We start from the raw sequence: 16,796 nt of genomic DNA on the forward strand, positions 1-16,796 counted from the left end.
CCAGCGTCACCGGCGCCATCGCACCGGCAAGAGTAAAGGGCGTGATGACGTTGACCTGCCCATGTTCGGCCAGCGTGATCAGCCCCTCGGCCATCGGAATATCCAATTGCCGCGGCGAGTTAGTGTTGATGATGCCAAGAAGGACCGGCGTCTCGACCATCGTGTCGACCGTCATCCCGAACCCGATCGCCGCCATCTCGATCCCGTCCAGCGTCCGCGCGCGGCCCAGGGTCTGGGTCTGCCAGGACTTGTCGAGAAGCGAGATCTGTGCCTGGTAGATGTCGAGGTGCCGGGTATGCGCAGGCAGGTCCATCGGCTCGAACGGCCCGCCGCCCTCCTGATGGATCACGTTCAGCGCCTGGACGAGCCGCAAATAGTCGCGCATCTCGGCAAACGTGCCCTCCCGCCGTCCGCCTGCACTATCCATCACATAGGCCGGACCACCAACCGACGCGAAGACCATATGCTCGGCACCAAAGCGAAGCGACTTCAAGGGGTTGCGGGCTGCCAGCGCGAAGGTCGAAGGAACTGACGCCAAGCGCTCGGCCACCAGCCCCGGGTCAAGATGCACCATGTCCCCCCGCACCTCCGCACCCGCCGCACGAAAACGGTCTCGGGCGGAAGGGTCCAGGACCCGCATCCCCAGCCTTGCCAGAAGGTCAAGCGCCGCATTGTGGATCGTCTCCACCTGATCCGCCGAGATCACCTCGACCGGCGCGAACCGCCGCGCGACCTGCCCGAAAGGCGCCTGCGGAATGCTGCCAGCCAGACGCGGAGCACGGGTCCCGCGGCGGCTCATGCAAGGACGCCCGGCGCGAAAACGCCAAGGTCCCGCCGAGGAGTTTCCGGTGGTAATCCAAGACCTTCCGCCGTCCGCCGCCCCTGCCAGGTGGCATGAGCAATGGCCCCCGGAGCATTGGCATCGCCGGTCAGGTGCAGCGACGCGATACGGTCCTGCAAGGCCTCATGCAGCGCGCTGCCGCCCGCCCGCAAGCCGACAATCACAAGCGACCGGACGGCGATCTGGCGGGGCTCCCCCGACATGATCTGCGACAGCGACAGCGTCTCGCCATCGAAGCCAGTGACGATCTCCAGCGTGCGGTATGCGATGCCACGACGGGCGAGCGCTGCATGAATGTGGGACTGTTCGTTGGTCAGGAAACTCCACGCTGCAGCGGCGCCTGCAGTGGTGATGTAGGTGACGGCCAGACCCCTCGCCGCAAGCTCCTCGGCCACTGCACTGCCAATGTAGTAATTGTCGAAATCAAACACCGCGACCGGGCCTTCGGGAACCGCGCCGCCTGCAAGGTCGTCCGGCGTGTAAACTCGAGGGGCACTCAGCAGCCCCACAGGAATCTCATTCGCCCCGCAAAGCGCCGTCGTCCAGCGCGCACCGGTCGCCACCACGACATGATCGGCACCAAAGGATTCAACATCTTCTGCGGTCATGGCCGAGCCGGGATACAGAGCGACATTCGCCATCTTGCGCAGCTGCCCCAAACGATAGTCGACCACCCGAAACCACGGCCGCAGCCCCGGCAAGGTCGTCTCCCAGCGGAGCCGCCCGCCGAACTCGCCCGCCTCGGCCAGCGCGACCGAGAACCCCCGCCGCGCCGCTGTCAGTGCAGCCTCAAGCCCCGCCGGTCCGCCGCCCACGACCAGAACCTGCCCCTCGCCACGTGACCGCGAAATCTCCGGGTGCCAGCCCCGCCGCCATTCCTCGCCGGCCGAGGGATTCTGGGTGCAGCGGACCCAGACGCCATCATGCCAGGACGAGATGCAAAGGTTGCAGCCGATGCACTCCCGGATGTCCTCCTCGCGCCCTTCGTCGATCTTGGCTGGCAGGAACGGGTCGGCGATCGACGGGCGCGCCGCACCGATCAGATCAAGGACTCCCTCCTTCACCATGGCAACCATCGTATCGGGGCTGGTGAAACGCCCCACCCCCACAACGGGCCGCGAGGTCAGGCGCTTGACGAAATCCACCACCGGGCGGTGGCTGCCTTCCGGCAGGAACCTGCTGGGGGCGCAATCGGTCGCCGAGTAGTCCATCTTCACGTCAAACAGGTCCGGGACCTCGGCCAGATGCCCGATCACCTCATGCGCTTCGCTTTCAGCGTTGTCGGAAGGCCGGGCGCGCAATTCCTGCAACGAGATACGCAGCGCCACCGCACAACGGCCACCCGTCGCCTCACGCACCGCGTCGATGAGCTCGGCCGTCAGCCGAACCCGGTTCGCGACCGACCCGCCATAAGCATCGGCGCGCGAGTTGTATTCTTTCAGCATGAACTGGTAGGGCAGGTAGCCCATGCCAGCATAGACGTAGAGGATATCGAACCCGGCCTCCTCTGCCCGCACTGCCGCGTCAGCGTGCCAGCGGATCAGGTCGCGGATATCGGCGGCATCCATCACCCTCGGCCTCGCCGCAGACATGAACGGCACATGCGTCGCCATCCATGGCACGCCCGAGGGCGACAGCCCCGGCAGCCGCGTCGTCCGGTTCACCGCCGCCGCGCCGCCGTGCCAGAGCTCGACCCCCGCAAGCGCTCCATGGGCATGGACCGCATCGGTCATCAGGGCATGGGCACGGACGTCGGCCTCGTCCCAAAGCGTTGCGCAGGGAAACGGGCTGTCGTCCGAAGACGGATGCACCGATGTCGCCCCGGTGCAGACCACACCCCAGCCCCCTTCGGCCTTCATCGCCCGAAACGCAGCCCGGACCTGCGGTGCGGCATTCGTCATGCCCGAGGCATGGGGCACCTGGAAGAACCGGTTCTTCGCCACCTTGGGCCCGATGCGCACCGGCTCGAACAGGATGTCATAGGCGGGATTGCGCGGCATCGTTCACCACTGTTGAACGATTGTACAGTAGGGCCTGCCCCGGCCGTCGGTCAAGTTTGTTGACGCCCGCGACGGCGCTCTTGTATGGTCGTTCAACACTGCGGGGGACCCGCCGATGGCAACGATCCGGAGCGACTTGCCCTTCCCGGTCAGGGTGGTGGAGGATCTGAAGCTTCCCCTGCCCGACGGCACGGTCCTTGCGGCCCGCGCCTGGTTGCCGGAAGGGGCGGGACGGGTGCCAGCCATTCTCGAATACCTCCCCTACCGCAAGCGTGATGGTACGCGGCGGCGCGATGGGCGCGTCTACAAATACCTCGCCGGGCATGGCTATGCCTGCATCCGGCTTGACATCCGCGGGACCGGCGACAGCGAGGGGATCCTCGCCGACGAATACACCCCGCAAGAGCAGATCGACGGTTGCGATGCGATTGCCTGGATTGCCGCGCAGGACTGGTGTGACGGGCAGGTCGCGATCATGGGCATCAGCTGGAGCGGTTTCAACGGTCTGCAGATCGCGGCACGCCAACCGCCCGCGCTGAAGACGGTGATCACCGTTGGTTCTACGGACGACCGCTTTGCTACCGATATCCACCGCGTGGGCGGCTGTCTTTCGAAGGACGATTTCGACTGGTCGTCCACGATGTTCTCGCATCAGGACCTGCCGCCCGACCCCGCCATTGTCGGCGACAAGTGGCGTATGATGTGGGAGGAGCGCATCCGCGCCAACCAGCCGTGGATCCTGACCTGGCTCCGCCACCAGCGCCGCGATGACTACTGGCGGCAGGGGTCGGTCTGCGAGGATTTCTCGGCGATCAAGGTGCCGGTCTATGCCGTCTCGGGATGGGCGGACAACTACAGCGAAAGCGTGCCGCGTCTTCTGGCGGGCCTCAAGGTGCCGGTGCGCGGTCTGATCGGACCCTGGGCGCATTCCTTGCCCCATGATGTGGCGGTCGGGCCGGCGATTGGCTGGCTGCAAGAGGTGATCCGCTGGTGCGATCACTGGCTGAAGGGGCGGTCCACCGGGATCATGGACGAACCCCTCTACCGCGTCTGGATGCAGGAGAGCCTGCCGCCCTCCACCTGCTACCTCGAACGCCCCGGCCGCTGGGTGGCCGAGGATGCCTGGCCATCGCCCCGGATCGATTGGCGGGCGCTTTATCCAGCCGTTGGTGGGGGGCTTGGATCGGTACCGATGGCTGGCGAGGCAATGGTCTCGTCGCCGCTCTGGGTTGGCCTGACCGCCGGAGAAGTTGGCCGTTACGGCGAAGAGGCGGAGTGGCCGACGGACCAGAGGCTGGATGACGGCGGTTCGCTGGTCTTCGCTACACCCCCGCTTGAGACCCGCACCGAAATCCTGGGCGCGCCGCGTCTGAAGCTGCGGTTCAAGGCTGACCGTCCGCAGGCGCTGGTGGCTGTCCGGCTTAACGATGTGATGCCCGACGGGAGGTCGACGCGGGTGACGGTTGGGCTGCTGAACCTTGCCCACCGCGTCGGCCATGACCAGCCGCAAGCGCTGATACCAGGGGAATGGACCGAGGCTACGGTCGAGCTGGATGACATCGCCCATGCTTTCCCAGCGGGTCACCGGATCGCGGTGTCGCTGTCCACGACCTACTGGCCGATTGCCTGGCCCTCACCGGAGCCGGCCACGCTCACTCTGGATCTGGGCGCCTGCCGGTTCGACCTGCCGGTGCGGCCGGAGCGGGAGGAGGATGCGCGGCTCCGCCCCTTCGACCCGCCGGAGTGCGGGGACGATGTGGGGGCGATAGATCATCCGGTCGCGGTCACCGCCCGCCGGACCGTCACGCATGACCTTCTGTCCGGCGAGATGGTAGTGGACTTTCCGCGCTGGACCTATGTCCATGAGATGCCCGATATCGCGACCACGACGACGGGCAACTCGCTGGCGCGCTACCGGATCATTGATGGCGACCCGCTCAGTGCCCGGTGCGAGACGGAGTACAAGGTCGAGATCCGCCGCCCGGACGGGACCTTTGGTCATGAAAGCCGGGGGAGCCTGTCGTGCGACGCTAAGGACTTTATCGTCGAGATGGACCTGACCGTGACCGAAAACGGGGAGCCGGTTTTTCGGCGGAGCTGGTCGGAGAGGATACCGCGTGACCATCTTTGACCCCTTTGGTCAGGGCCTGCGCCGGTGTCCCACCGTGGGACATAACAGCAAGTCTTTGAAATCATGTTCAATAAAAACTCGTTCAGGATTCATTAACCATATGCCCCCGACGAGCACGCCATGCTGAGCTATGCGGTGAAGCGGGTCGCGCTGGCGGGGCTTATCCTGATCACGGTCATGCTCGCGATGTATGGGCTGGTGTTCCTTGTGCCGGGGGACCCGGCTTCGGTCGCGCTTGGCCCCCGCGCCTCACCTGCATTGAAGGCGGCGCTGACGGAGCGGATGGGGTTGGACCAGCCGGTTCTCGTGCAGGTCGGCCGCTTCTTCACGGCCGCCTTAAGGGGCGATCTTGGCCACGATGTCTGGTCGAACCGGCCGGTCACCGAGATGATCCTGGAGACGTTCCCGAAGACGCTCATCCTTGGCACTGTGGCATTGGGTTGGGCCGCAGTGGCGGGGATCGCTATTGGGTGCCTGTCGGTTGCGTTCCGCGACAGCTTTGCCGACCGGCTTCTTGGCATTCTTTCAGTCGCCTTCATCTCGGTCCCGGCCTTCGTCATCGCGATCTATGCGCTGCTGGTTTTCGCCGTGTGGCTGAATTGGCTGCCCGCGATTGGTGCCGGTACGCCGGGAGACTTCGCCAGCCAGGCCCGCGCGCTGATCCTGCCGGCCTTCGCCATCGGCTTGCCCTGGGTGGGATACCTTGCCCGTCTCGTCCGCGCCTCGCTTCTGGAAGTCATGGGCGCCCCGCATATCCGGACCGCGCGCGCCTTTGGCCTGCCCGAGATGACGATCCTGGGTCGCTATGCCCTGCGCGTGGCGATTGTGCCGGTGATCTCGATCCTCGCGGTGGGGTTCGGGGCGGTCCTTTCCTCGGCGGTCTTTGTCGAGACGGTCTTCACCCGGCCCGGCATTGGCACGCTGATGACGACGGCGGTCGAGAAGCGGAACTTTCCAGTCGTGATGGGCTGCGTGCTTTTCATGACCGCGTTCTACCTTCTGGTCGTGACCGCCGCCGATCTTCTTATCGCACGGCTTGATCCACGGGTGCGCGATGCTTTCCGTAGCTGATGCCCCTGCGCCATCCGCCATTGGGCGCCTGTCCCGCGACCCGATGGGGGCCTTCGGCGCGGTGCTGGTGGCAGTGCTCATCGCCGTCGCGGTGCTTGCGCCGTTGATCGCCCCTTATGACCCCGTGGCCTTGGACGTGCGCAACAAGTTCGCCGATCCCTCATGGGCGCACTGGGCGGGGACCGACCAGCTGGGGCGTGACACACTTTCGCGGCTGATCTGGGGGACGCGGACGGCCTTTGGCATTGCGCTCGTCTCGGTTGGCGCGGCGGGGGCCATCGGCCTGATCCTGGGGCTGGTCGCGGGCTATGGGCCGCGCTGGCTGGATGCCGTGCTGATCCTTGTCTTCGATGCGCTCTCCTCCCTGCCCATGGTGATGTTTGCGCTGGCCGTGGTCACCGTGCTTGGGCCGGGGACCAGTACGCTGATCCTGGTCATCGTTCTGGTGTCCTTCCCGGCTTATGCGCGCCTGGTGCGGGCGCAGACGCTGGCGCTGAGGGGGGCGGACTTCGTGCTGGCGCTGCAGGCGATGGGGGCGCCCGCGCGGCGGATCGTGCTGCGTCATCTGCTGCCGAATGTCGTTGGGCCGCTGGTCATCGTCCTGTCGATGGATGTGCCGGTTGTCATCATGCTTGAGGCGGGGTTGAGCTATCTGAACCTTGGCGTCACGCCGCCCACGCCGTCATGGGGCAACATGCTTTACGACGGCTATACGGCGATCCGGCAGACGCCGGTTCTGGTGATCGGTGCCGGGGTGCCGCTGATCCTGGCCACTTTGGGCTTCACCTTTCTGGGCGAGGGGTTGCGGGATGCGCTTGACCCCCGGCTTTCGCATCGGGTGCCGCAATGATCGCGGTCGAGAACCTGTCGCTGACCTATGCCACGCCGCAGGGGCCCTTGCAGGCGCTGCGGGGGGTAAGCCTGCAGGCCGGGGCAGGCGAGGTTGTGGGGATCATCGGAGAATCCGGCTGCGGCAAGTCTTCGCTGGCGCTGGCGTTGCCGATGCTCTTGCCCGCCAATGCCCGCGTCAGGTCCGGGCGCGTCCTCTTGGACGGGCGCGACGTCGTGGCCTTGTCCGAGCGGGAGCGCCGTGCGGTCCGGGGGCCCGGCATCGCGATGGTGTTTCAGGACCCGATGACGGCGTTCAACCCGGTGCTGACGATCGGCCGCCAGCTTGTGGATGCGCAGGGCTCGCTGGCGCTGACGGCCGGGGAACGGCAGCGGCGCGCTTTGGCGATGCTCGCGAAGGTGGGGCTGGCCGATCCTTCGGTGGTGATGCGGCGGTATGTGCATGAGCTTTCGGGCGGGATGCGGCAACGGGTGGGTATCGCGGCGGCTTTGATGCTGTCACCGAAGGTGCTGGTGGCGGATGAGCCCACGACGGCGCTGGACGTGACGATGGAGGCGCAGATCCTGCATCTGCTCCGCGAGCTCCGCCGGGACCATCATGGCGTGATCCTGGTGGTCACCCATCATCTGAGCGTGGTGGGCGAGCTTTGTGACCGGGTGCTGGTCATGTACGCGGGCGAGGTGGTGGAAGAGGCGCCGGTGGATGCGCTGTTCCATGCGCCGCGCCATCCCTATACCCAGGCGCTGATGGCCTGTGACCCGGCAGTGCTTTCGGGCCGCGTGTCGCCTTTGCCGACGATCCCCGGCCGCCTGCCTGACCTTGTGACCCCACCCCCCGGCTGTGCCTTTGCGGCGCGCTGCCCGATTGCCACGCCCCGCTGCCAGCGCGAGCCCCCGCCTCGTGTCGTGGTTTCGCCTGGCCACTCGGCGCTCTGTCATGAGGTCGTGCGATGACCGAGGTGTTGGCGTTGGAGGGTCTATCGGTGGACCTGCCGCTGCCGGGGTTCCTCGCGCGGCGGCGGCTGAACATCCTGGACGGTATCTCGCTGAGTGTGGCGAAAGGTGAAACGCTGGGGATCGCCGGGGAGAGCGGGTCGGGCAAATCGACGCTGGCGCGGGCGGTGATGGGGTTGGTGCCCTTTGGCGGTGGCTTGCGGTTTCTGGGTGCGCCGGTGACCGAGGCTGCGGTGTTGCGGCGGGGAGCGGCCTTGATGCTGCAGGATTCGGTTGCGGCCCTGTCCCCTCGTCAGACGGTGGCCGCCGCCCTGCGGGAGCCTTTCGCTATTGCGCGCCGTCCTGCGCCGCCTGCCGCCGATCTCCTGGACCGGGTCGGTCTGCGGCCTGAACTAGCGCGCCGCTACCCGCATGAGCTGTCTGGCGGGCAGGCGCGGCGGGTGAACCTGGCGCGGGCTCTGGCGCTGGGCCCGAAGCTGCTGATCGCGGATGAGCCGACAGCGGGGCTTGATGTCTCGGTCCAGGGCGAAGTGCTGAACCTGATTGCCAAGCTGCAGCGGGAGCGGGGGCTTGCGGTGGTGCTGGTGTCGCACAACCTTGCGGTCCTACGGCATGTGGCGGACCGGATTGCGGTGCTATACCTTGGGCGGCTGGTCGAGACCGGCCCGGCTGCACAGCTGATGGAGGCCCCGGCGCATCCTTATACGGCGAGCCTGCTGGCCTCGGCCGCCCATCCCGACCCGCGCCGCCGCCGGGCTGACCTGGCCATTCGTGGTGAGATTCCGTCTGTCCTTCGTCGCCCTACGGGCTGCGTCTTCCACACCCGCTGCCTGCAGGTGCAGGATCGTTGCCGCACTGTCGCGCCCGTGCTGGAGCCGCGAACCGAAGACCACGCTTTCGCCTGCCATTTCCCCGTCCCTGCAACCTGAGAGGATGCCGACCATGACATGGAACACCGACCGCCGCACCTTCCTGCGCCTTTCGGGCGCCTCGTTCGCCGGACTTGCCGCTGCCCCGCAGTTCGCCTGGGCCGCCGAGGGCACCACGCTGCGCCTGCGGGTTTCGTCCGATTTGCAGGTGCTGGACCCCAAAGGGATCATCGGCGAGCTGGACGATATCATCCCGCGGATGACGCTGGTCACGCTGGTGCAGCTGTCGGACATGCGGAGCGGCAACACCCTGTCGAACCACGCAGCCGAAGTCTTCGAATGGCGCGATCCGCAGACGATCGCCTTCACTTTGCGGGAGGGGCTGGTGTGGACCGGCGACCGTGGGCCGGTGACGGCTGAGGATGTGAAGTTCAGCTTTGAACGGATCGCCGGGTCTGAAAGCGCCTGGGCCTACCAGTTCGAGAAGCTGAAGGAGGTGGAGGTGGTGGATGCCCGGTCTGGGCTGATCCACCTGAGCGAGCCCTTCGCCCCCTTCCCGGTCATCGCGCTGCCCTATTACGGCGGGCACATCGTCTGCAAAGCCGCGGTCGAGGCGGCGGGTGGCGGCTTTACGACCGAGCTTCCGGCGCAGTGCGGGCCTTATCTTTTCGACGCCTGGGAGCAAGGGCAGAAGGTGACGCTGAAGGCCAATCCCGCCTGGCCCGGCCCGAAACCGGCCTGGGAGGTGATCGAGATCTACGTCGTCACCGACGACCAGGCCGCGCAGCTGGCTTATGAGGCGGACAGCTACGATTTCACCCGCGTCGCCGTGTCAGCCGCAACAGCCCTGCGCGAGGCGGTGCCCGGAGGCGCCCGGCTGATCGAGGCGCAGTCGACGCGCTATTCTTGGCTGACGGTGAACATGAACGCCGAACCTCTGAAGGACCCGCGTGTGCGGCAGGCGATCCAGTATGCCTATGACAGCGATGCTGTGCTTATCGGTGCCTATGACGGGCTCGTGCCGCGCTCGACGGGCGTTGTGCCGCCCGGACCCTTCTCGCGCGCGTCGAACCTCATCGCCACACGCGACGTCGAAAAGGCGAAGGCGCTTCTGGCCGAGGCGGGCGCCGAGGGGCTGACGCTGAACCTTGTCGCGCTGACCGACAGCACCTCGCAGACCATTGCCCAGATCGTGCAGGCGTCGCTTGGCGAAGCGGGGATCACCGTCAACATCCAGCCCACCGAAGACGCGGCCTACTGGGCCCTTGGCGACAAGACGGCGGGAGAGGACTATCTGTCTCTGGAGCTGGTGCTGATGGACTTTGCGGGCGGCATCGACCCGACCGAGAACCTCGTCTGGTTCCGCCCCGAGCAGATCGGCGTCTACAACTGGTCGTTCTTCGACAGCCCCGAGTTCGAGGACCTTTACCAGCAGTCGCTGCGCGAGACGGATGCGGACAAGCGCAAGGCCATGTTCAACCGCATGGAGGATCTGATGGAGGAGTCTGGCGGTTTCATCTTCATCTGTTTTGCGCCTTATGTGGCACTGACGGATACCAATCTGGAACCAATGATCCTGGCGGATGGTCACCCCGACCCGGCACGTTTTGTCTATGTTTAGCATAGACTTGCAAGGCCACCATGCCTGAACCCCGCTTCCGCCGCTACCCCGCTGTCGAGCGTGCCGCCATGCTGGTCGAGGCGGGGCTGGCCTGTCTTGCGAAGGGCGGGATTCAGGCCTTCACCGTGGACAACATCTGCCGCGAGGCGGGCGCCTCACGCGGGCTGATCGCGCATCACTTTGGCGGGAAAGAGGGGCTGCTGACTGCAGTCTACGCCGCCGCCTACCGCAACTTCCTGTCAGTCCTGATGCCCGATGAACCGCAAGACCTGCGCAGGCTGATCGATGCCGCGTTTTCAGAGGAGCTCTTTCGCCGCGACCCCCTGAACATCTGGTTGGCGCTTTGGGGGGAGATCGCCGTCAATCCCTCGCTTCGGGCCGAGCATCGGGCGCAGTACGCGGTCTACCTTGCGCGGATGGAGGACGCGATCACGCGGCATGCGGCGGGCGCGGGGCGCAAGGTCGATGCCCGGGCGCTGGCCTTTCCGGTCGTAGCGCTGATCGACGGGCTTTGGCTCGAGGCGCATATCGACCCCGAGCGCCTATCCCCCGCCCGTGCCCGGAAGGCAGCACTTGCCCTTCTGGAACCGGCGCTGGGGCCGCTGGTTGACGAACGATAAACGCGGGTCTTCGACCAGGATCGCGTTCACCTTCCCTTAACTGCAGCGCCCGGTCAGCCAGCCGCCACCGGCACCATCGCCTCCGGGATCAGCCCCTCTGCCGCCAGCGCCTGCCAGAGAGCCAGCGGGATCGCCGCCCCGGCCGCCTGGACGTTGCTCTCCATTTCCGCCAGCCCCTGCCCTCCGGGGATCACGCTGACCGTGGCTGGATGGAGCAACGGAAAGCGGAACGCCGCGTCGACCAGCCGCACGCCATGGCTTTCGCAGACCGCCTGCAATTGCCCTGCGCGTTCAAGTACTTGCGCCGGTGCCGGGGCATAGTTGTAATGCGCGCCCGGCCGCGGTCCGGTGGCCAGCACGCCCGAGTTGTAGGGCCCGCCGATCACCACCCCCACACCCTTCGCGGCCGCCCGGTCCATGAACCCAACCGCCCCCTGCTCCAGCAGCGTGAAACGACCCGCCAGCAGAAAGATGTCGAACTCCCCCCGCTCCAGCAGCCAGTCGCAGGGCTCCCATTCGTTCAGGCCCGCGCCGAAAGCCTTGATCACCCCTTCGTCCCGCAACCGGCAAAGCGCGCGATATCCCCCTGCCATGAACTCTTCCAGCCGCGCCAGCATCGCCTCGCGGCTGCCGTGGTTGAAGATGTCAAGGTCATGAGCATAAAGGATTTCTACCCGGTCGAGGCCAAGCCGCTCCAGGCTCGCTTCAAGGCTTCGGAGCACCCCGTCGTACCCATAATCGTACCGTTCCCGCCGGGCCGGCACGTCGACCCACTTGCCAAAACCGTCGCGCTGATCCGGCGGGCAAACCTCCAGAATCCGCCCGACCTTGGTCGAGATCACATAGTCCTCGCGCGGCTTGCCCCGCAGGAAGTGGTTGATCCGCGTCTCGGAAAGCCCCAGGCCATAAAGCGGCGCCGTATCGAAGTACCGCACCCCCGCCGCCCACGCCGCCTCGAGGATCGCTTGCGCCTCGGCTTCGGTTATCGCCTTGAAAAGATTGCCCAGAGGCGCTGCCCCGAACCCAAGCTCGGTGAACGAAAGCCCGCCGTTTCCCAGCCGATCCCACTGCCGTCTTGCCAGCATCCGCGCCTCCCCCGCTTTGCTGGCATGCTAGTATGACAAAGGCTTTCCGGCCATCCTCTTTCGCGCTAGCGTCCCGTCAGGGAGAGCAACATGACACGGTTCGAAACGGTCTTCGGGCGGGGGAAACCCGTTATCGCGATGGTCCATCTGGGCGCGCTGCCTGGCACGCCTTTGTACAATGCAGCGGGAGGGGTTGAGGCGATCCTCAGGGGCGCTTCTGCTGATCTCGACGCACTCCAGACGGCCGGGGTCGATGCGGTGATGTTCGGGAACGAAAACGACCGGCCCTATGAGCTGAAGGTTGATACAGCCTCGACCGCGACAATGGCCTATGTCATTGGCAGGCTTCGCGAAAAGATCACCGTGCCGTTCGGCGTCAACGTCCTGTGGGACCCGATGGCGACGATGGCTTTGGCGGCAGCGACAGGCGCCGCGTTCGTGCGGGAGATTTTCACCGGGACCTATGCCTCGGACATGGGCCTCTGGGCCCCCGATGCCGGAGCCGCCCGCCGCTATGCTGCGCGTCTTGGTGTGGGGAACGTTGCCACCCTCTACAACGTCTCCGCCGAGTTCGCGGGTTCCCTCGACCCCCGGCCGCTGCCTGACCGCGCCCGCAGCGCTGTCTTTTCGTCGATCCCCGACGCCGTCCTGGTCTCGGGCGCGATCACCGGGGAAGCCGCACGGATGGAGGACCTGGAGGCCGTGAAGCGCGTCCTGCCGAACACCCCCGTCCTCGCCAACACCGGCGTCAAGCATGCAACGGTGGCCGATGTCCTTAAGGTCGCCGATGGCTGCATCGTCGGCTCGGCCCTGAAGATCGGCGGCGACACCTGGGCGCCCGTCGACCCCGAGCGCGCGAAGGATTTCATGGACCACGTACGGGCGGCAAGGGGGCAGGCATGACGGTGGAGCGGGCCAAATTCCTTCGAAGGAATTTGCAAATCTTTTCAAAAAGATTTGGGCGCGGGAGAGGCCGATGATCCGCGAAACCCTCTATGAACTCATGCTCATCCCCGGACTTTCCGGCCACGAGACCCGGGTCGCCAAAGCCATCGCCGCCCATCTGGACCGCCGTGGCCTCTCCCATCGGTCCGACCGGCTGGGGAACCTGATCACGACGCTCCCCGGTGATCCCGCCCTCCCCTCGGTCATGATCTTCACCCACATGGACCAGCTGGGCTTCATCGTCCGCAAGGTGGAACCCACCGGCCTCATCCGCCTCGAACGCCTGGGCGGCGTCCCCGAACGCGCGCTCCCGGCTCAAGCCGTGGTCCTTTGCACTGACCAGGGCGATATCCCCGGTGTCATCGCCAACAAGTCGCACCATGCCACCACGCCCGAGGAGAAGTACAAGGTCCTGCCCTACACCGACCTCTATGTCGACGCAGGCTTCGCTTCGGCTGAGGAAGCCCTGGCGGCGGGCGTCAAGATCGGCACCCCCGTCACCTATGCCCCCCGCGTAATCCCTCTCCACGGCACCCGCCTTGCCGGCACTTCCATCGACGACCGCGCGGGCTGCGCTGTCCTCCTCGCCCTCGCTGCCGCCCGGAAGGACCGCAAAGGCCCAACCCTCCACCTCGTCTGGTCCGTGCAGGAGGAGTTCAACCTCCGAGGCGTCCTCCCTGCCGCGACCGCGCTTCAACCCGACATCGCGCTGCAGATCGACCTCCTCCTCGCCTGCGACACCCCCGACATGGCCGTCCGGGGCGACGTCGCCCTCGGCCAGGGTCCCGGCATCAGCCTTTACTCCTTCCACGGCAGAGGCACGCTCAACGGCGTCATCCCGCATCCGGCACTGGTCACACTGGCCGAAGACGCCGCCACCGCCGCAGGCCTGAACCTGCAACGCTCGGCCCACACCGGCGCCCTGACCGACCTCTCCTACATCCAGTTCATGGGGCCGGAGGGCGTCGCCTGCCTCGATGTCGGATTTCCCATGCGCTACTCGCATTCGGCGCTGGAGGTGGTGGATACCCAAGACCTCGACCAGCTGGCGACTCTCCTCAACACCATGCTCGACCGCATCACCCCGGACCTTGCGCTGACCCGCAACCCATGACCCACACGCTTGGCATCGACATCGGCACGTTTGAGACGAAAGGCGTCCTCGTCGCCCATGACGGCACGATCACCGCCACCGCGACCCGCCCGCACAAGATGCTGGTCCCCCGCCCCGGTTGGGCCGAACACCGGGCCGAGGAAGACTGGTGGGGCGATTTTGTCCATGTGACGAAGGCGCTGCTGGCCCAGTCTGGGATCGACCCGCGCGACATCAAGGCAGTGGCCGCCAGCGCCATCGGCCCCTGCATGCTGCCGGTGGACAGCGCAGGCAAACCCCTGATGAACGGAGTCCTTTACGGCGTCGACACCCGCGCCACGGCCCAGATCGCAGCACTTAACGCGGCCATCGGCGAGGACGTGATCCTTGAACGCTGCGGCAATGCGCTGACCTCGCAGTCCGTGGGACCGAAGATCCTGTGGCTGAAGGAAACCCACCCCGACCTTTTCGCCCACACGGCCAAGGTCCTGACCTCGACCAGCTACCTCACCTGGAAGCTGACCGGCGAGTATGTCATCGACCACTACACCGCCGCGAACTTCTCGCCGCTTTACGATGTGACCCGGCAAGACTGGACCGCCGACCTCGCCGACATCCTGCCGCTTGGCCGCCTTCCCCGCCTGATGTGGTCGACCGGCATCGCTGGTCAGATCACCACCGCAGCGGCCAGCGAAACCGGCCTTGCCGAGGGGACCCCCGTTACCTGCGGCACGATCGACGCGGCGGCGGAAGCCGTGTCGGTGGGTGTCGCACGTCCGGGTGAGATGATGCTGATGTACGGCTCGACCATCTTCATCATCCAGGTCACCGCCAACCCCGTCCGCGACCCGCGCCTTTGGTACGCGCCCTGGCTTTTCCCCGGTCAACACGCCTCGATGGCTGGGCTTGCCACCTCCGGCACGCTCACCCACTGGTTCCGCGACCAGCTGGCTCGTGACACCGACTTCGCCACCCTTGCCGCCGAGGCCGCCGGCAGCCCGAAGGGGGCCAAGGGCCTCCTCTGCCTGCCGTATTTCTCAGGCGAGCGGACCCCGATCCATGACCCCAATGCCAAGGGCAGCTTCTTCGGACTGGACCTGACCCACACCCGTGCCGACCTTTACCGGGCAGTGCTGGAAGGCATCGCCATGGGCACCGCGCATGTGTTCGAGACCTGCGCCGAGGTCGGGGCCAGCCCCGCGTTGGTGCGGGCTGTGGGCGGGGGGACGAAGAACGCGCTGTGGCTGCAGGCGACGTCCGACCTTTGCGGTGCCGTGCAAGAGGTCTGCGACAAGACCATCGGCGCGAGTTACGGCGATGCGTTCCTTGCGGCGCTGGCGATAGGGGCGGTCGCAGAGAGTGACATCGCGAAATGGAATCCGGTGGGGTCCAGGGTGATGCCAGAGCGGGTGACGGCCTACGAACGACAGTATCCGCTATGGAAGCAGCTTTACCGGCAAACGCGGGACATCGCGCACGCGTTGTCCGACGCGGACTAAAGGAACACCCGCTCGAACGTCCACCAGGCACCGACGGCAGCGATCATGCAAGAGGCCGGTATGGCGATTGCTGTGCGGTACCAGGACATCCTTCCGAAAGGCAGCGCGAGGACCAGGAACGCCACAGCGATCACCGCAAGTTGCCCGAATTCGACCCCAACGTTGAACGCGATCAGGCTGGTCAGGAAGCGCCCTTCTGGCAGGCCCACGTCGCTGAGGACCGAAGCAAAGCCCAGACCGTGCAGAAGGCCGAAGCCGAAGACCACGGCGACGCGCGTCCAGCCGACCTTGCCGCCGAAGATGTTCTCGACCGCGACATAGACGATCGAGGCGGCGATCAGCGGCTCGACTATGGCGGCAGGGATCGTCACGATCTTCAGCGTCGCCAGCGCCAGGGTCACCGTGTGGGCCAGGGTAAAGGCGGTGACCTGCCACAACAGGGGCCCGAACCGCAGCGAGAAGAAGAAGAGGCCGAGGACGAACAGGATATGGTCCAGCCCCTTCGGTATGATGTGTTCAAAACCCGAGATGACAAAGCGCACGACGACCGGCAGCACGCCTTCGACTGCGATGCCTTCCCGTGGCAGCGGCGCGCTTACTGCACCGCCCATCAGGAGGGCCGTGTAACCCCGCTCTCCGCCGTCGACCTGGCGCACCGCGAAGTCGCCGTAGGTGATGTCCCAGCCGAACTGCACCGGGGTGCCGTCATCGGGCAGGGCAGCCGTGATCCGAAGCTCGCTTTTCCGCGCAACCGACATGTCGTTTTCGTCCGGCACCATCACGCCGGTGATTTGCAGATCGAGGCGGGTCGTTCCGGCCAGAACAGTGATCTTGTCGGCGATCCCGGGCCAGGCCGCGCGTAGCGCCGCTTCCAGCTCGGCCGGGGATTGCGCCCGCAGGGCCATGTAGCGGCCAGCAAGCGGCGACTGGCGCGTGTCTGTGATTGTGGAAAGGTCCAGCCCGCCGAGGATCGGCTCCAGGGGTGCGCGCAGGGTGATTTCGACTGTTGCCTCACTGACCTCGATTTCGACAACGGCCGGGTCCATCGTATGGGCGCTGCCCGCGCCAGCGAGACCGAATGCCAGGATGGCAGACAGCCAGACGGTTCGGAACAGGATCAGAAGCGGCCTGATCGGCATGAGATGCTCCACTATTCCGTGCCGGATACTGCTCAACCCAAGCATTAATGTGGCAAATTTGGTGTGAGTTTTGGCCGTG

At 66.1% G+C, this 16,796-nt stretch carries 14 protein-coding genes; 10 read left to right on the top strand and 4 right to left on the bottom strand.

Annotated elements, in window-relative coordinates; genetic code table 11:
- Both ACRCSW_RS14430 and ACRCSW_RS14435 read right to left on the bottom strand, forming a co-directional pair.
- A partial coding sequence (locus tag ACRCSW_RS14430; protein WP_438706154.1) for a trimethylamine methyltransferase family protein occupies positions 1–799 on the bottom strand: 799 nt, incomplete at its 3' end.
- On the bottom strand, positions 796–2,841 hold the full coding sequence (locus ACRCSW_RS14435) for an oxidoreductase (RefSeq protein WP_438706155.1): 2,046 nt from the start codon (positions 2,839–2,841) through the stop codon (positions 796–798). The genes ACRCSW_RS14435 and ACRCSW_RS14430, both read right to left, overlap by 4 nt.
- 115 nt (positions 2,842–2,956) lie before the next feature.
- Here ACRCSW_RS14435 and ACRCSW_RS14440 point away from each other — a divergent pair, with 115 nt between their 5' ends.
- From ACRCSW_RS14440 to ACRCSW_RS14470, 7 genes are all read left to right on the top strand, one after another.
- Positions 2,957–4,972, top strand: coding sequence for a CocE/NonD family hydrolase (locus tag ACRCSW_RS14440; RefSeq protein WP_438706157.1), 2,016 nt, complete (start codon positions 2,957–2,959; stop codon positions 4,970–4,972).
- 120 nt (positions 4,973–5,092) lie between these two features.
- Positions 5,093–6,043: an ABC transporter permease gene (locus tag ACRCSW_RS14445; RefSeq protein ID WP_438706158.1), complete on the top strand. Its 951-nt coding sequence runs from the start codon at positions 5,093–5,095 to the stop codon at positions 6,041–6,043.
- On the top strand, positions 6,027–6,893 hold the full coding sequence (locus tag ACRCSW_RS14450) for an ABC transporter permease (RefSeq protein WP_438706160.1): 867 nt from the start codon (positions 6,027–6,029) through the stop codon (positions 6,891–6,893). Before ACRCSW_RS14445 ends, ACRCSW_RS14450 begins: the two co-directional genes overlap by 17 nt.
- Entirely contained in the window at positions 6,890–7,846 is a 957-nt protein-coding gene (locus ACRCSW_RS14455) for an ABC transporter ATP-binding protein (RefSeq protein ID WP_438706161.1), read from the top strand. Before ACRCSW_RS14450 ends, ACRCSW_RS14455 begins: the two co-directional genes overlap by 4 nt.
- The gene (locus tag ACRCSW_RS14460; RefSeq protein ID WP_438706163.1) at positions 7,843–8,775 is read left to right on the top strand and encodes an oligopeptide/dipeptide ABC transporter ATP-binding protein; all 933 of its coding nucleotides are present in this window, start codon (positions 7,843–7,845) and stop codon (positions 8,773–8,775) included. Before ACRCSW_RS14455 ends, ACRCSW_RS14460 begins: the two co-directional genes overlap by 4 nt.
- A gap of 13 nt (positions 8,776–8,788) precedes the next feature.
- Positions 8,789–10,336 carry an ABC transporter substrate-binding protein gene (locus ACRCSW_RS14465; RefSeq protein WP_438706165.1) on the top strand — a complete coding sequence of 516 codons (1,548 nt, stop codon included), beginning with the start codon at positions 8,789–8,791 and terminating at the stop codon, positions 10,334–10,336.
- Positions 10,337–10,356: 20 nt separating this feature from the next.
- Positions 10,357–10,956: a TetR family transcriptional regulator C-terminal domain-containing protein gene (locus ACRCSW_RS14470; RefSeq protein WP_438706167.1), complete on the top strand. Its 600-nt coding sequence runs from the start codon at positions 10,357–10,359 to the stop codon at positions 10,954–10,956.
- A 53-nt stretch (positions 10,957–11,009) separates the two neighbouring features.
- On the opposite strand, the gene ACRCSW_RS14475 is transcribed toward ACRCSW_RS14470, so the two are convergent.
- Entirely contained in the window at positions 11,010–12,041 is a 1,032-nt protein-coding gene (locus ACRCSW_RS14475; protein WP_438706168.1) for an aldo/keto reductase, read from the bottom strand.
- Between the two features lie 90 nt (positions 12,042–12,131).
- Here ACRCSW_RS14475 and ACRCSW_RS14480 point away from each other — a divergent pair, with 90 nt between their 5' ends.
- The 3 genes from ACRCSW_RS14480 to ACRCSW_RS14490 all read left to right on the top strand — a co-directional run bounded on the left by ACRCSW_RS14480 (position 12,132) and on the right by ACRCSW_RS14490 (position 15,578).
- Positions 12,132–12,944, top strand: coding sequence for a BtpA/SgcQ family protein (locus ACRCSW_RS14480; protein ID WP_438706170.1), 813 nt, complete (start codon positions 12,132–12,134; stop codon positions 12,942–12,944).
- Between the two features lie 73 nt (positions 12,945–13,017).
- Positions 13,018–14,100 (top strand): M42 family metallopeptidase, encoded by a 1,083-nt coding sequence (locus ACRCSW_RS14485; protein WP_438706172.1) that lies wholly within the window; start codon positions 13,018–13,020, stop codon positions 14,098–14,100.
- Positions 14,097–15,578, top strand: coding sequence for an FGGY-family carbohydrate kinase (locus ACRCSW_RS14490; protein ID WP_438706173.1), 1,482 nt, complete (start codon positions 14,097–14,099; stop codon positions 15,576–15,578). The genes ACRCSW_RS14485 and ACRCSW_RS14490 overlap by 4 nt, the downstream gene beginning before the upstream one ends.
- On the opposite strand, the gene ACRCSW_RS14495 is transcribed toward ACRCSW_RS14490, so the two are convergent.
- Positions 15,575–16,717, bottom strand: coding sequence for a HupE/UreJ family protein (locus ACRCSW_RS14495; protein WP_438706175.1), 1,143 nt, complete (start codon positions 16,715–16,717; stop codon positions 15,575–15,577). The genes ACRCSW_RS14490 and ACRCSW_RS14495 overlap by 4 nt on opposite strands.
- Between the last annotated feature and the right edge of the window lie 79 nt (positions 16,718–16,796).

It is taken from the genome of Tabrizicola sp., from assembly GCF_051645465.1.
Taxonomy (GTDB): Bacteria; Pseudomonadota; Alphaproteobacteria; order Rhodobacterales; family Rhodobacteraceae; genus Tabrizicola.

Bases quoted from the DNA above. Each gene is read 5' to 3' on its own strand.
- ACRCSW_RS14435 (WP_438706155.1), bottom strand. From the start codon at position 2,841: ATGCCGCGCAATCCCGCCTATGACATCCTGTTCGAGCCGGTGCGCATC.
- ACRCSW_RS14440 (WP_438706157.1), top strand. From the start codon at position 2,957: ATGGCAACGATCCGGAGCGACTTGCCCTTCCCGGTCAGGGTGGTGGAG.
- ACRCSW_RS14445 (WP_438706158.1), top strand. From the start codon at position 5,093: ATGCTGAGCTATGCGGTGAAGCGGGTCGCGCTGGCGGGGCTTATCCTG.
- ACRCSW_RS14450 (WP_438706160.1), top strand. From the start codon at position 6,027: ATGCTTTCCGTAGCTGATGCCCCTGCGCCATCCGCCATTGGGCGCCTG.
- ACRCSW_RS14455 (WP_438706161.1), top strand. From the start codon at position 6,890: ATGATCGCGGTCGAGAACCTGTCGCTGACCTATGCCACGCCGCAGGGG.
- ACRCSW_RS14460 (WP_438706163.1), top strand. From the start codon at position 7,843: ATGACCGAGGTGTTGGCGTTGGAGGGTCTATCGGTGGACCTGCCGCTG.
- ACRCSW_RS14465 (WP_438706165.1), top strand. From the start codon at position 8,789: ATGACATGGAACACCGACCGCCGCACCTTCCTGCGCCTTTCGGGCGCC.
- ACRCSW_RS14470 (WP_438706167.1), top strand. From the start codon at position 10,357: ATGCCTGAACCCCGCTTCCGCCGCTACCCCGCTGTCGAGCGTGCCGCC.
- ACRCSW_RS14475 (WP_438706168.1), bottom strand. From the start codon at position 12,041: ATGCTGGCAAGACGGCAGTGGGATCGGCTGGGAAACGGCGGGCTTTCG.
- ACRCSW_RS14480 (WP_438706170.1), top strand. From the start codon at position 12,132: ATGACACGGTTCGAAACGGTCTTCGGGCGGGGGAAACCCGTTATCGCG.
- ACRCSW_RS14485 (WP_438706172.1), top strand. From the start codon at position 13,018: ATGATCCGCGAAACCCTCTATGAACTCATGCTCATCCCCGGACTTTCC.
- ACRCSW_RS14490 (WP_438706173.1), top strand. From the start codon at position 14,097: ATGACCCACACGCTTGGCATCGACATCGGCACGTTTGAGACGAAAGGC.
- ACRCSW_RS14495 (WP_438706175.1), bottom strand. From the start codon at position 16,717: ATGCCGATCAGGCCGCTTCTGATCCTGTTCCGAACCGTCTGGCTGTCT.